General features: G+C 63.8%; 11 protein-coding genes. 8 read left to right on the forward strand and 3 right to left on the reverse strand.

Annotation, left to right across the window (positions count from 1 at the left end; translation table 11 throughout):
* Positions 1–18 precede the first annotated feature (18 nt).
* Entirely contained in the window at positions 19–1,413 is a 1,395-nt protein-coding gene (gene argH, locus BLT60_RS03940; RefSeq protein WP_090874868.1) for an argininosuccinate lyase, read from the forward strand.
* A 22-nt stretch (positions 1,414–1,435) separates the two neighbouring features.
* Here argH and BLT60_RS03945 read toward each other — a convergent pair whose 3' ends face one another.
* Positions 1,436–2,461, reverse strand: a complete 1,026-nt coding sequence (locus tag BLT60_RS03945; RefSeq protein WP_090874869.1) for an endonuclease/exonuclease/phosphatase family protein — start codon at positions 2,459–2,461, stop codon at positions 1,436–1,438.
* Positions 2,462–2,753: 292 nt separating this feature from the next.
* Between BLT60_RS03945 and lptM the strand changes: the two genes are divergently transcribed.
* The 3 genes from lptM (at position 2,754) to BLT60_RS03955 (ending at position 6,812) form a co-directional block, all read left to right on the forward strand.
* Complete coding sequence (gene lptM / locus BLT60_RS23955) at positions 2,754–2,927, forward strand: LPS translocon maturation chaperone LptM (RefSeq protein WP_175478280.1); 174 nt, start codon at positions 2,754–2,756, stop codon at positions 2,925–2,927.
* Positions 2,928–2,946: 19 nt separating this feature from the next.
* Positions 2,947–4,221, forward strand: a complete 1,275-nt coding sequence (lysA, locus tag BLT60_RS03950; protein WP_090874870.1) for a diaminopimelate decarboxylase — start codon at positions 2,947–2,949, stop codon at positions 4,219–4,221.
* Positions 4,222–4,298: 77 nt separating this feature from the next.
* The gene (locus BLT60_RS03955; RefSeq protein ID WP_090874871.1) at positions 4,299–6,812 is read left to right on the forward strand and encodes a TIGR02302 family protein; all 2,514 of its coding nucleotides are present in this window, start codon (positions 4,299–4,301) and stop codon (positions 6,810–6,812) included.
* Between the two features lie 27 nt (positions 6,813–6,839).
* Here the strand turns inward: BLT60_RS03955 and BLT60_RS24270 are convergent, their stop codons facing one another.
* The gene (locus BLT60_RS24270; protein ID WP_175478281.1) at positions 6,840–7,343 is read right to left on the reverse strand and encodes a cyclic nucleotide-binding domain-containing protein; all 504 of its coding nucleotides are present in this window, start codon (positions 7,341–7,343) and stop codon (positions 6,840–6,842) included.
* 141 nt (positions 7,344–7,484) lie between these two features.
* Between BLT60_RS24270 and BLT60_RS24275 the strand changes: the two genes are divergently transcribed.
* The gene (locus BLT60_RS24275) at positions 7,485–7,724 is read left to right on the forward strand and encodes a hypothetical protein (protein ID WP_175478282.1); all 240 of its coding nucleotides are present in this window, start codon (positions 7,485–7,487) and stop codon (positions 7,722–7,724) included.
* Between the two features lie 1,068 nt (positions 7,725–8,792).
* On the opposite strand, the gene BLT60_RS03965 is transcribed toward BLT60_RS24275, so the two are convergent.
* Positions 8,793–9,551, reverse strand: coding sequence for a DUF5818 domain-containing protein (locus BLT60_RS03965; RefSeq protein WP_090874873.1), 759 nt, complete (start codon positions 9,549–9,551; stop codon positions 8,793–8,795).
* Between BLT60_RS03965 and BLT60_RS03970 the strand changes: the two genes are divergently transcribed.
* The 3 genes from BLT60_RS03970 to BLT60_RS03980 all read left to right on the forward strand — a co-directional run bounded on the left by BLT60_RS03970 (position 9,546) and on the right by BLT60_RS03980 (position 13,057).
* Entirely contained in the window at positions 9,546–10,718 is a 1,173-nt protein-coding gene (locus tag BLT60_RS03970) for an SIR2 family protein (RefSeq protein WP_090874874.1), read from the forward strand. The two genes, BLT60_RS03965 and BLT60_RS03970, sit on opposite strands and share 6 nt — an antisense overlap.
* On the forward strand, positions 10,682–12,184 hold the full coding sequence (locus tag BLT60_RS03975; RefSeq protein ID WP_090874875.1) for a P-loop NTPase: 1,503 nt from the start codon (positions 10,682–10,684) through the stop codon (positions 12,182–12,184). Before BLT60_RS03970 ends, BLT60_RS03975 begins: the two co-directional genes overlap by 37 nt.
* 177 nt (positions 12,185–12,361) lie before the next feature.
* Complete coding sequence (locus tag BLT60_RS03980) at positions 12,362–13,057, forward strand: HD domain-containing protein (RefSeq protein ID WP_244521123.1); 696 nt, start codon at positions 12,362–12,364, stop codon at positions 13,055–13,057.
* Positions 13,058–13,249 lie beyond the last annotated feature (192 nt).

The raw sequence follows: 13,249 nt of genomic DNA on the forward strand, positions 1-13,249 counted from the left end.
TTTCACTCCGGAGCAGTCATGGACAACCGCATGTGGGGCGGGCGCTTCAGCCACGGTCCCGACGCCATTATGGAAGAGATCAACGCGTCGATCGATTTCGACAAGAAACTCTTCCCCAATGACATCGCCGCGTCGAAGGCGCAGGCCCGCATGCTCGCCGCGCGTGGCATCATTGCGGCGGACGATGCCGAAAAGATCCGGGAGGGTCTAGACACGATCCTGCGAGAATTCGAAGCAGGGACCTTCACGTTTTCGCGTTCGCTGGAAGACGTCCACACCCATATCGAGGCCCGGCTGATCGAACTGATCGGTCCGGCCGGCGGCCGTCTCCACACCGCCCGCTCGCGCAACGACCAGGTGGCGACCGACCTGCGGCTGTGGGTCCGCGACGCCATCGACGCGATCGACGCCGGCCTCGCCGAATTGCAGCAGGCGCTGGCCGACAAGGCGCTCGAGCACGCCGCGACCGTGATGCCGGGCTTCACCCATCTCCAGACCGCCCAGCCGGTGACCTTCGGCCATCACCTCCTCGCCTATGTCGAGATGATCGCCCGCGACCGCGGCCGCTTCGCCGACGCCCGCAAGCGGCTGAACGAATCGCCGCTCGGCTCCGCCGCCCTTGCCGGCACGTCCTTCCCGATCGATCGCGACCAGACCGCGGCCGAACTCGGCTTCGACCGGCCGACCGCCAACTCGCTCGACGCCGTCTCCGACCGCGATTTCGCCGTCGAGACGCTCGCCGCCGCCAGCCTTTGCGCCGTCCACCTGTCGCGCTTCGCCGAGGAGATCGTCGTCTGGTCGTCGGCCGGCTTCGGCTTCATCCGCCTCTCCGACCGCTTCACCACCGGCTCGTCGATCATGCCGCAGAAGCGCAATCCCGACGCCGCCGAACTGGTCCGCGCCAAGACCGGCCGCATCGTCGGCTCGCTGACCACCCTGCTGATCGTCCTCAAGGGCCTGCCGCTCGCCTACCAGAAGGACATGCAGGAGGACAAGGAACCGGTCTTCGACGCGATGGAGACGCTCAACCTGGCGATTACCGCCACCGCCGGCATGGTCGCCGACATGGAGCCGGACAAGGCGGCGATGCGCAAGGCCGCCGGCGCCGCCTATTCGACCGCCACCGACCTTGCCGACTGGCTGGTCCAGAGCCTCGACATGCCCTTCCGCGAGGCCCACGGCGTCACCGGCCGGGTGGTGCGCAGTGCCGAGGAGGCCGGCCGCCCCCTCCACCGCCTGACGCTGGAGGAATTGCAGGTGATCGAGCCGCGCATCACGCCCGAGGTCTTCTCGGTCCTCGGCGTCAGCCAGTCGGCCTCGAGCCGCACCAGCTTCGGCGGCACCGCCCCCAACAACGTCCGCAAACAGGCGAGGCGCTGGCTCGCCCGCCTGAAAAAGGAAGCGGGCGCCTAGGGCCGAAGGCCGGCTCGGGTTCCTACGAGGTGACCACCGGGTCGTATTTGAATCGCGCGCGCACGACGCCGTGATCGTTGCTGCCGATTTCACGGTGATCTTCAAAATTCAGGTGGTCGTTGTTAACTTCCAGGCCCTCGAACGCCCAGATCCGCTTGCGGCTGTTGTCGTAGAATTCCTGGCTGAAAAGTATCTGGTCGAGTGACTCCCGCTCGTTCTGGAAGACGTGGGTATAGTAAACATCGCGGGTGCTGCGGTACTCCTGCAGCGTCTGCGCCGTATAGAGGTCCGCATCGCCCCCGCCGGTCGAGAAACCGGTTAGGTAGTTCGGCTGGCCGGTCAGTATGTTGAGCGTGTTGCTTAAGAGGCCGTCGTTGACGTCGCCGAGCACCACGACCGGCGTGTTGGTGCCCTTCATTCGCTCGGTCAGGATCATCCTGAGCGCCGTAGCCTCGGCGGTGCGTCGGACCGTCGAAATGGCGGCGCCGATCGCCTCGCTATGCTTCGAGTAGATATCGCGGTCGTACCACGGCTCGCTGGAAATCCACGTCGGCCCCTTCGACTTGAAATGACAGATATAGACGTGGATCTCTTCGGTATCATCCCTCGGCCTGATCGTAAGGTGCAGAACGGGTCGTGAGAAACTGCTGATGTTGACCGAGATGCCCGATGTCTGTGCGTCGTCGCCGCCGCTGCTGAGTCGAAAGATGTCGGGGAAGGACGTTATCCACTCGGGCTCGCCAACAAGAATGTCCTTTCGGACCGCCGCCGCGCAGACGATACGGCCTCCGGCATGACCATCGGGGACTAGCGGCTCATAGTCGTGCTCAACACCGGCCTCCGCCAGCGTCCTGCGGAGGCTTGCGGCGTGCCACAGCTCCTGGAAACCGAAGACGTCCGCCTTCATCAGCCGTAGCATGCTCGAAGTGAACGCGATCTTTCGACTGTATTCTTCATTCGTCCAGGGCCGTGAATTCTTGTACAGGGGCAATCCCGGCTCGTTGAGATTGTAGAGATTGAAAGTCGCGAAGCTGAGCTTTGTCGTCATGGCCCTCTCCCTGATCCATGTGAGTCTCGTTCACCACCCGCTATGATAGCATCATATTAAGTTTGCTCTCATGACGGAACCGTGACGGCATTGAGCGGCAGCCGGCCTGGGTTTGTCTCTTGAAGCCCTCCTCAAGCGGTGCTGATCGGTCCAGCGCAGCCGGCAACGAGGCTTGGGTGGGATTCCGGCCCCCCCCCCCAACTCAGGAGATGCATGCGTCGGCGATTGGTTTATGATAAGTCGATGCCGCTCAGGCGAAGACGGGTCTTGCGAGATAAAAGGGGAATTGGCCGTGGCGCTCAGTAACCGACGGATGGTGTTTCGGGCCGCGCTGGCCGCCGTCTTGATCTCGACCATCGGCCTGTCCGCCTGTGGCCGCAAGGGCGCGCTCCAGCCGCCGCCAAGCGCCGCCGCGGTCGAGGAGCCGGTCACCGAGGGCGCCATCGTCCTGCCGCCCGACAGCTGATCGAAGCCGCGAAGCACAGATGAACCATTTTGGCTATCGCGACGGCGTCCTCCACGCCGAAGACGTTGCCGTGCCTGCCATCGCGGCGGCCGTCGGCACGCCCTTCTATTGCTACTCGACCGCGACCCTCGTCCGCCATTACCGGGTCTTCGCCGAGGCCATGGGCGGCCTCGACACGATGATCTGCTACGCGATGAAGGCCAATTCCAACCAGGCCGTCATCCGCACCTTCGTCGAGCAGGGCGCCGGCCTCGATGTCGTCTCCGAGGGTGAGTTGCGCCGGGCGCTGGCCGCCGGCGCCCCGCCGGAGCGCATCGTCTTCGCCGGCGTCGGCAAGACCGCCCGCGAGATCGCCTTCGCCATCGACACCGGCATCTACTGCTTCAACGTCGAATCCGAGCCGGAACTCGACCGCATCTCGGAAATCGCCGCCGCAAGGGGCGCCACCGCCACCGTCGCCATCCGCATCAATCCCGATGTCGATGCGAAGACCCACGCCAAGATCACCACCGGCAAGGCGGAGAACAAGTTCGGTATCCCCTATGGCCGCGCCCGCGACGTCTACGCCCATGCCGCGAAGCTTCCCGGCATCCGGGCCTCCGGCGTCGACATGCATATCGGCAGCCAGATCACCGACCTCGCCCCCTTCGACACCGCCTATGGCCGCCTCGCCGATCTCGTCCATGCGCTGCGCGACGACGGCCATGAGATCGACCATGTCGATGGCGGCGGCGGCCTCGGCATCCCCTACCAGCTTGACGATCCGCCGCCGCCCGAGCCGCATCTTTACGGCGAGATCGTCCGCCGCCGCCTCGGCAACCTCGGCTGCCGCGTCCTGTTCGAGCCCGGCCGGGTCTTCGTCGGCAATGCCGGCATCCTCGTCACCGAAGTCGTCTACGTGAAGTCCGGTGAGGCCAAGACCTTCGTCGTCGTCGACGCGGCGATGAACGACCTGATCCGCCCGACCCTCTATGAAGCCCATCACGACATCCGCCCGGTCGTCCGCCCGCCGGCCGACGCGCCGCGAATCCGGGCCGACGTCGTCGGCGGTGTCTGCGAGACCGGCGACTATCTCGCCCTCGATCGCGACATGGCGACGGTTTCGGCCGGCGATCTCGTCGCGGTGATGACGGTGGGCGCCTATGGCGCGGTCCAGGCCTCGACCTACAACACCCGGCCGCTCCTGCCCGAAATCCTCGTCAACGGCAGCGCCTGGGCCGTGGTCCGTCCCCGCCAGACCTATGACGACCTGATCGGCATGGACGCCCTGCCCCCTTGGCTCGCCAAGACGTGAAGACCCGCGTCGCGCGCGGCCTCGATTTTGCTGCACTCTGTGCTACTTTGATCGAGGGGCAGAAAGGCGGAACGTGAATGGCGCAATCCGGCGATAGGGACACGCGCGACGACCCCGGCATCGAGGCGCGGACCCGCTCCCGCATCGAACGCGCCATTTTCCGCGCCCGGCTGGTGCTGGTCTGGGAAGCGGTCTGGCCGGTGCTGGCCCCCGTCCTGGTGCTTGCCGGCGTTTTCGCCATCGTCTCGTGGTTCGGCCTCTGGCGCATCGTTTCGGATCCGGTCCGATACGTCATTCTCGGCGCTTTCGCCGTCGCTGCCGTCTATCTCATCGTTCATTTCTTCCGGCTGACGCGTCCCGCCCGCTCGGCCGCCCTCGCCCGTATCGAGACCGCCACCGGCCTGCTCCATCGCCCCGCCACCGCGCTGAGCGACCGGCTCGCCGTCGGCGTCGCCGATCCGGCGGCCGAGGCGCTGTGGACCGCCCATCGCACCCGGCTGCTTGGCAGCCTCGACCGGCTCAAGGCCGGCGCGCCGTCGCCGGGCCTTGCCCGCCGCGATCCCTATGCGCTGCGTTTCCTCGCCATCCTGCTGCTCGCCGTCGGCTTCGTCTATGCCGGGCCGGACCGTCTCGGCATGCTCGGCGAGGCCTTCCGCGGCGGCGAACCCGTGGCGGCGACCGTCGCCCGCATCGACGCCTGGGTCACCCCGCCGGCCTATACCGGCCGCGCCCCTATCTTCCTGACCGGCGAGGCGGCCCGCCCGCCGGGCAGCGAATATTCCGTGCCGACCGGCAGCGTCGTCACCGTCCGCACCAGCGGCGCCCGCGACCTGTCGGTGGTCTCCACCGGCCAGGCCGGCGAGGTGGCGGCCGCCATCGTCGAAGCCGGGGACGGCAAGCCCGCGACCGGTGACAACCAGCCGCTCGAACGCCAGGTGGCGCTCGACACCGCCGCCGAGGTGGTGATCCGCAAGGGCGACAGCGATGTCATGGCCTGGCGCTTCGCCGTCGAGCCGGACCACGCCCCGCGCATCGACTTCGCCAAGGCGCCCTCGCCGAACCGCAGCGGCGCCCTCGGCCTCACCTATTCGCTCAGCGACGACTATGGCGTCGTCGAGGCTCGCGCCGAGATCGCACCGCTCGATCCTGACGCCGCCGGCGCCGAGGCGCGGCCGCTCTTCGAGGCGCCGGTCATTCCCCTGTCGCTGCCGCAGCTCCGCACCCGCCAGGGCGTCGGCGAGACCATCCGCGACCTGACCTCCCACCCCTGGGCCGGCGCGAAAGTGAAGATGACGCTGGTCGCCCGCGACGAGGCCGAGCAGGAGGGCCGCAGCCCGCCGCTCGAGGTAACCCTCCCCGCCCGTCGCTTCACCGAGCCGCTGGCCCGCGCCGTCGTCGAGCAGCGCGCGATCCTCGCGCTGGACGCCAACGCCGCCGGCCGTGTCGCCGATGCCCTCGACGCGCTGACCATGGCGCCGGAGGACACCTACGACAACGCCTCCGACTACCTGGCGCTCCGCACCGCCTATCACCGGGTCTTCCGCGCCCGTAACGACGACGACCTGCGCGATCTCGTCGACTATCTGTGGACCGTTGCGCTCGGCATCGAGGATGGCGACCTGTCGCTCGCCGCCCAGGAATTGCGCGCCGCCCAGGAGGCGCTGCGCGAGGCGCTGGAGAATAGCGCCTCCGACGAGGAGATCGAGCGGCTGACCGCCGAATTGCGCGAGGCGATGCAGAAATTCATGCAGGCGCTTGCCGACGAAGCCCGTCGCAATCCCAACATGGCCAACATGCCGCAGAATCCGGACGCCCAGATGCTGCGCTCGCAGGATCTGGAGCGCATGCTCGACCAGATCGAGGACCTCGCGAAGAACGGCGCCCGCGACGCCGCCCGCCAGATGCTGAGCGAATTGCAGAACATGCTGGAGAACCTGCAGACCGGCCAGCCGATGATGGGCAACCAGCAGCAGAATGGCGAGATGATGCAGAGCCTCAACGAGCTCGCCGACATGATCCGCCGCCAGCAGGAGCTGATGGACCAGACCCAGCGCTCGCGCAATGGCGTCGGCGAGGATGGCGAGCCGATGACCCGCGAGCAGATGGAGGAGGCGTTGCGCCGGCTCCAGGAGCAGCAGCAGGGTCTCGAGCAGCAGCTGTCGGACCTGATGGAGCAGCTCGAGGGCATGGGCATGGAGCCCGGCGAGGGCGACCCGCTCGGCCAGGCCGGCGAGGCGATGGGCCGGGCCGCCGGCGATCTCGGCGAGGGCATGCCGGGCAGCGCGCTCGGCAACCAGGGCGAGGCGCTGGAGGCGATGCGCCAGGGCGCCCAGGGCATGGCCCAGCAACTCGCCAATCAGGGGCCCGGCTTCGGCGGCAATCCGAACGGCCGGCAGATGCCCAACGAGGATCCCCTCGGCCGGCCGCAGCGCAACACCGGGCCGGACCTCGGCACCACCGTCAAGGTTCCCGACGAGATCGACATCCAGCGCGCCCGGGAGATCCTCGAGGCAATCCGAGAACGCCTCGGCGATACCGGCCGCTCGGTCATCGAGCGCAATTACCTGGAACGCCTGCTCGACCAGTTCTGACCGGCCGCGCGACGGACCTTGCCCGGACTATCCGGCGCGGCTGAAGAAGCGGCGGACCCGCTCGGCGACCTCGGATGCCGGGCTGCCCGATGTCAGCCAGTGACGCTCGCCATAGAGCGCGTCGAGTTCCTTCTTCCGTCCCTCGATGATCGCCGCGAAATGATCGGCAAGGTCCGGCGCCGCGGCCAGGATCGGCGCCAGCGCCGACCGGGGAATCTCGATCGCCACCGTCGGCCGCATCGCGGTCACCGTCGCGGCGCGCCGCGCCCCGGTCAGCAGCGACATCTCGCCAACCACCTCGCCGTCATGCAGCGTCGCCACCCGCCGCTCCTTGCCGCCGTCGCGAACCGACACCGCGACCGCCCCCCGGACGATGACGAACATCGATTCACCCGGCGCATGCTCCTCGATCAGCACCGCCCCCCGGTCGTATTCGACCCGCGTCGCCCCCGCCGCCAGCGCGGTCAGCGATGCCTCGTCAAGCACCTCCGCGAACAGCGGAATCCCGCTCAGCACATCACGATCGGTCATTTCTGGTCCCCCTCGGGCCGCATCGGCCTTTGCTGATTCTTCCTCCCCGGGCGGTGAAATGTCAAAGTCGGACATGCGACATGCCGCAGCCACAACCGACGGGTACTGGAATAAATTCCTAGTTTCGTGTCTGGTTACGGCATGGCATGGACGAGTCGCGACGATCTCAGGCTGTCGATCCGCATCGGGCTGACCCGCGGCCTGCGGCTGGTCCGCGGCATGCGGCGTCAGCTCACCGAGGCCGAGCGCGACCGCGTCGCCGAGGCCATCGCCGACCACCTGCATCGCGCCAACTGGCGAATCGAATCCGGCCGCCCCCTCACCGGCCACGGCGACAACTTCGACTTCCGCCCCAAACCGCCCCCCGGCAAGACCGACTGATCGGGGGCAATGGGGGGCACGCGAGGCAATGATCGCCTCGAAGACGAAGAGACAGGCGGCGGAACGACGGAATGGCAGGGTCGCCCCCCCCAACGCGCTCCCGCAACTGGAGCCGAAGACTCGCCGCCCAACCTCCCCCCCGAGGGAGGGTCGAAGGCGACGCGAAGCGGCGGCTTCGGGAGGGGGGCCCTTCCCTCGCTCGCTTCGCGCCCTTTCCGGGGTCGCCCTCTCGCCGTCAAACACGTTCATCCCCGCGCAAGCGGGGATCCAGGCTTGCTGTCGCGAGGCTCACCCGCAGTCGCCGCGGCGCTGGGACGCCCCCCCACCCGCTCCGGCGTCGGTCCGCGCACCGGCTCTGAGGTCCGCGCCAGGCGCCCCTCCCACCATCGCTCCGCGATGGTCCCCCCTCCCCGCAAGCGGGGCGGGACAAGCGGCCCAAACGCTGGCGCTCAAAATGACCGGTCGCACGTCGGTGACATGGCGATCCTCCCCTGCGAAGCGGGGAGGGGGACCGCCCGAAGGGTGGTGGAGGGGGCGCTCGTCTTGCCCGCCGGAGCATATGACGAGATGCAGCGCGCCAGCCCTCAGGTCCGGTGCCTCAAGCCCTGCTCGACATCGCACCCCCGTCATGCCCCACTCGGACCGTCATCCCTGCAGTGCGAGGATCCAGTAACCGATGCCGTGACAGAAAAGGACGCGTCGCAGATCGACGGCAATCCGTGCAACGGCCCATGGCGGAGGCCAAACCCAAAGGCGCACACCAGCAGCCGCGCCGGTACCGCGTCACCTCCAACCGTCCCGCCCACACCGCTTCACCTCTCCCTGGGAGGGAGAGGTCGGAGCGAGCCGGCTTGCCGGGTCGATCCGGGTGAGGGGTTAGAGCAGTCGGAGCGGTACACAGCGGTCGGGCAAGCCCGCGCCTCATCCTGCCACGACATCGTTGACTGGGTCCCCGCTTGCGCGGGGATGAGCGCTTGAAGGCGAGGGCCGCGCGTCAACGAGACCGCGTCAACAAGCCCGGGACCGCTCAGCCGAAGCGCGTCGGAGGAGCGCCCCTGCCCCGCGCCCCTACTTCAGCGCCACCATCGAGATCACGCCGAGCGTCGTGCCCTGGGTGCAGATCGAGATCTCGGCCGGCGTGCCCTCGACCTCGACCCGGTCGCCCGGCTCGAAGTCGCCGAGGCCGTCGATCGCCAGCGTGTAGAGCATCCCGTCGTCGCCGCGCAGCGCCGGGCATTCGACGCCCTCCTTCGACAGCGTCCCGGAAATGCGGACGATGTCGGCGGCGGCGACCACCGGGATCGCCTCGGAGACGACGCGCACCCGCTTGTCGGCGGTCTCGACGACGAAGACCAGCGGCATGTCGGGGGCCGCGTCCTCCGGCACCGTGACCGTCACCTGCAGCGTGCCACGGTCGGACGTGGTGGCGGTGGCGATCTCCTCCGCCGCGTCGACCGAGGGGCCGGCCGCGATGGTGACGTCGGTCGAGCCGGGCAGCCCGACCGCGCCGAGCGTGACGCTGCCGCCCTGGGCGGTCGGCGACGGCGCCGCGACCAGCCCGGCGCCCGCGTCGGGCCCCGCATCGTCAAAGCCCGGCAGCTTGAGCCGCTTGCCGAGGTCGACGAGGTCGCGGTTGAGGTCCGGATTGTCGACCAGGAAGTTCCTGACCTCCCGGCCGGCATCGTCCGCCGCCTTCTCGATCTTGTCGCCAGTCTCCTCCAGCGCCTGCCTGGCCCGGTCGAGCAGCGTCCCCGCGGCGGCAGGGCTCGCGGCAACGGCGTAGGCGGCGGCGATCAGCCCGGCAAGGGCAAGGGGGCGTGCATGCATCGGTTCGGCTCCCGTTCAATGATGATGGAGCATATGTACCTAAAGCGGCCGGGGTTGGCCAAAACCGAAAGCAACCCTTACGCACTCGACACGTTGCCTGCAACTGGAGTACGATATACCTTGGCGCTGCAGTACCTGAGGAATGTTATGAAATTGCCCCCGGAGTTGATAAGCCAAATACGGGCCGGACGTTCCATATTATTCATTGGTGCGGGCGCTTCGGTTGGTGCCAAGAATGCAAAGATGTCATCTCCTCCGGTGGGAGAAAAGCTTAAGAATCTAATCGCAGCAGAATTGAACGTTAAATACAGTTCCGGCACAGGATTGAGAGAGCTTTTTTCTTTCGCCCGCCGCCATCTCGGAGAGAACGGCCTCCACGATTTTATGTTTCAGTATTACGCTAACTGCAAGCCCGCTACATTTCATTTTGCATTAATGAAAAAACGCATGTGGAAGCGCATTTACTCCACGAATATTGACGATGTCTTGGAGAATTCGTATAGATCAGCCGTTGGCAGTTCTCCTGAAATCTATGTCGCGGAATCGAGTATCGTAGCGCCTTTAAAGAGGTCTTCTGAGCTACAAATTATAAAACTCAACGGCGATATTCACGGATCATTCGAAAATTTTATATTTTCTGAAGATCAATATCAGTCGTATTTTCATCGTAACGACAATTGGTATGATGAGTGCGCGCGAGACTATCGCAATGAGACATTCATTTTCATAGGTAGCAGCTTGGATGAGCCTCTCTTCTGGTTTCATCTGAATCGTTTGCAGGCAATTGAAGGTTCTCCGAAGGCGGATATAGTAAAACCTAAGTTAGATATTATTCAATCTGAGCTTATGAACGAGAAGAATATTACTTTTATTCCCGGTTCTCTTTCCGATTTTGTTAATTGCATCGGGAGTGAATTAGCGGATCAAGAGGAATATATCGACCCTGTTGCAGTCGCTTTTAGTTCCAAGCGTGGTATTTGGTCCAATCCATTTGAACTCAAAAAGTATCCTATCGAGGAAATAAACAGCATGGATCTGGTGGACTCGGTCACCTTGCCCGCCGCGAGCGTGCCGACTCGCGGGAATCGAGCACGCGATTTCTATCGGGATACGAACCTTCTTGGCAGGAGGTGGTCGACCAGGTACCGGCCGATATCTCAGATCTGAAGCGCTTGCTGGAGGCGATAAGCTTCGATCAAAGCGTAGTGGTCGTCGAAGGCACCTCGGGAACAGGAAAGACAACTATTTGCAAGATGGCCGCGAAGAAAATTTCTGAAGTATTTCCTGATGTTTCAGTTTTTTGGATTTCATCTGAACAGACGTTTCCAGAAAAAGTTCTTAAAGACATTTTTTCCAATTTGAGATCCCGTGCTATTATATTTATAGATAATTTTTCCGCATTCTTTTTCAGCATAGAGCGTTTGCTAGAAATTGACACTCCTAGTGTACCTAAGCTTCTAGTTCTCATAGACCGGACAAATATAGTAAATCGCCACGCAAAGAATGCGCGAGCAATTGCTTCCAGCGTTTTTACCACGAGAAAGATTAATGAGGAGGACGCCAAGAAAATACTAGAGAAACTCCGAAAGAATGGCCCTTGGGCTTTTCTGGGTAGTCTTAGGAGTGATTCCGAGCGAATTCGCATGATTCTGGATAAATCCAATCGAGATCTTCTCGTCGGATTACGCGAAGCGACTGAAGGACGAGGGTATGATGAAATAGTGCGGAGTGACTATACCTCGATAGAGTCAGAACAAACGCGAAAAGTGTTTTTGCTTATACTATGTGGAACTGTATTTAGGGCAGGAATATCAAGAAACACGCTATACGGGGCGAGTGAATATTTAGGAATTGGGGATAAAGAAGTTAATGAAAGCGTATCTCAGTTTTTAGCTGGGATGATATACCAGAGAAAAGGAGTATATTTTGGACATCATCAGCTTTTAGCTGAATATATAATAACAAATCTTGCGTCAAAGGTAGAAGTTCTTTCTTGTGTCGATGCGTTAATATTTTCTCTTAGCAGATTTTCTCCGCCACTGAGACGTAACGCGCCGGGAGCTGAAAGCAAGTTATTTGTTTCTGTGGTGAATCACGAATTTCTGGGTCGACTATTTTCGAATCGCCGTACAGATGTAATAAACATGTTGGAGAAATACGAAAAATATTTTGAGGCGGATGCGCTTTTCTTGCTTCAGATGGCTCTGCTGGAGAAGGCGTTGGGGGGGCGGTACGTTGATCGTGCCTTAAGTCGAATTCAGATGGCGTTAAGGCTCTGGCCGACGTCTTACCAGGTCATCAACGGTGCCGCGAATATCATTTTTGATACGGCTGATGCAGCAAGTGACAGGATTACAGCGCTTCAGAAGATGGAGCAGGCGTCGGATATTTTGCGGGATCAGTTGGAGGACCAGAAGACGGAGGCATATGCGGCGGTCTGCTTAGCGAGGGGGCGGATAGCAGTAATGTCGAAGTGGGATGTCAGCGGGTTGAGGGGAGAGTGGGGGACGATTCAGAAGAATCTTAAGGCAATTCAAGCGAAGCACCCATCCAATTCGGAGGTCGCCTCAGCTTTACGCAGTCTGCCTTTGGTGGTCGCGAGAGCGACCGCTAGGAACGACCGGACTGTTTGATTGCCTGGCTTCTGAAACAAAGAAGGAAAGTTTTTGCGTCAGGTCGCCGCTGATCCAACGCCGCCACCCAAGCCCGACGCTGAGCACATCTGGCATATCGGAATGATGACAATGGAGGGACGAAGTCAGTAGTCGACATGACGTTGGCCGGAGCAGGTCAGGTCAGGAGCGGTCATAATGTCAGCGTTACCGGACGAGTTTCCGCGTGGCTGCGATCATGTTGCATCTAACTCGATGCCCTCCACCCACGCCTCCCTCTTCACCCTGATCGCCGAGACCGGCGGGCCCGCGCTGGCGAACCAGCTTCGCTTCATCCTTGAGGTCGACAAGCTGAAGTCCATCGTCCGCCAGTCGCCGCTGATGACGCGCGACCGCAACGAGACCGACGCCGAGCACACCTGGCACATCGCGACGATGGCGGTGGTGCTGGCCGACTTTGCCGGGCCGGAGGTCGACGTGATGCGGGCGGTCAGGATGCTGCTCGTCCATGACATCGTCGAGATCGACGCCGGCGACACCTTTCTCTATTCGGCGCCGGAGGTGCATGCCGCCCAGGAGATCGCCGAGCAGGCCGCCGCCGACCGCATCTTCGGCCTGCTGCCGGCGCCCCAGGGGACGGAGTTTCGCGCGCTATGGGACGAGTTCGAGGCCCATGAGAGTGCCGACGCGCATTTCGCGCGGACGATGGACCGGCTGCAGCCCTTCCTCCTCAACGTCTTCACCGAGGGCATGGGCTGGCGCAAGCACGGCGTCCGCGCCAGCCAGGTCCGCACCCGCATGCGCGTCATCGCCGACGGCTCCCCCGCCCTCCACGCGCTGGTCGAGCGCCTGATCGACGAGTCCGAAGCCCGCGGCTACCTGGCGCCGGGATAGGCGCCGGCCAGCAAGGCGCGCCGCCCCACGCGCCCCTCCCACCATCGCGTTCCGCGACGGTCCCCCCTCCCCGCAAGCGGGGCGGGACAGGCCGGCCCAATCGCTGGCGCACCCCGTTCCGGTCGTGCCCAACCGAGTCATGGCGATCCTCCCCCGTTCACGGGGGAGGGGGACCGCCCGAAGGGTGGTGGA

The organism is Bauldia litoralis (genome assembly GCF_900104485.1).
Lineage (GTDB): Bacteria > Pseudomonadota > Alphaproteobacteria > Rhizobiales > Kaistiaceae > Bauldia > Bauldia litoralis.

Excerpts from the sequence above, each read along its gene's own strand:
- argH (WP_090874868.1), top strand. The coding sequence starts at position 19 with ATGGACAACCGCATGTGGGGCGGGCGCTTCAGCCACGGTCCCGACGCC.
- BLT60_RS03945 (WP_090874869.1), bottom strand. The coding sequence starts at position 2,461 with ATGACGACAAAGCTCAGCTTCGCGACTTTCAATCTCTACAATCTCAAC.
- lysA (WP_090874870.1), top strand. The coding sequence starts at position 2,947 with ATGAACCATTTTGGCTATCGCGACGGCGTCCTCCACGCCGAAGACGTT.
- BLT60_RS03955 (WP_090874871.1), top strand. The coding sequence starts at position 4,299 with ATGGCGCAATCCGGCGATAGGGACACGCGCGACGACCCCGGCATCGAG.
- BLT60_RS24270 (WP_175478281.1), bottom strand. The coding sequence starts at position 7,343 with ATGACCGATCGTGATGTGCTGAGCGGGATTCCGCTGTTCGCGGAGGTG.
- BLT60_RS24275 (WP_175478282.1), top strand. The coding sequence starts at position 7,485 with ATGGCATGGACGAGTCGCGACGATCTCAGGCTGTCGATCCGCATCGGG.
- BLT60_RS03970 (WP_090874874.1), top strand. The coding sequence starts at position 9,546 with ATGCATCGGTTCGGCTCCCGTTCAATGATGATGGAGCATATGTACCTA.
- BLT60_RS03965 (WP_090874873.1), bottom strand. The coding sequence starts at position 9,551 with ATGCATGCACGCCCCCTTGCCCTTGCCGGGCTGATCGCCGCCGCCTAC.
- BLT60_RS03980 (WP_244521123.1), top strand. The coding sequence starts at position 12,362 with ATGTCAGCGTTACCGGACGAGTTTCCGCGTGGCTGCGATCATGTTGCA.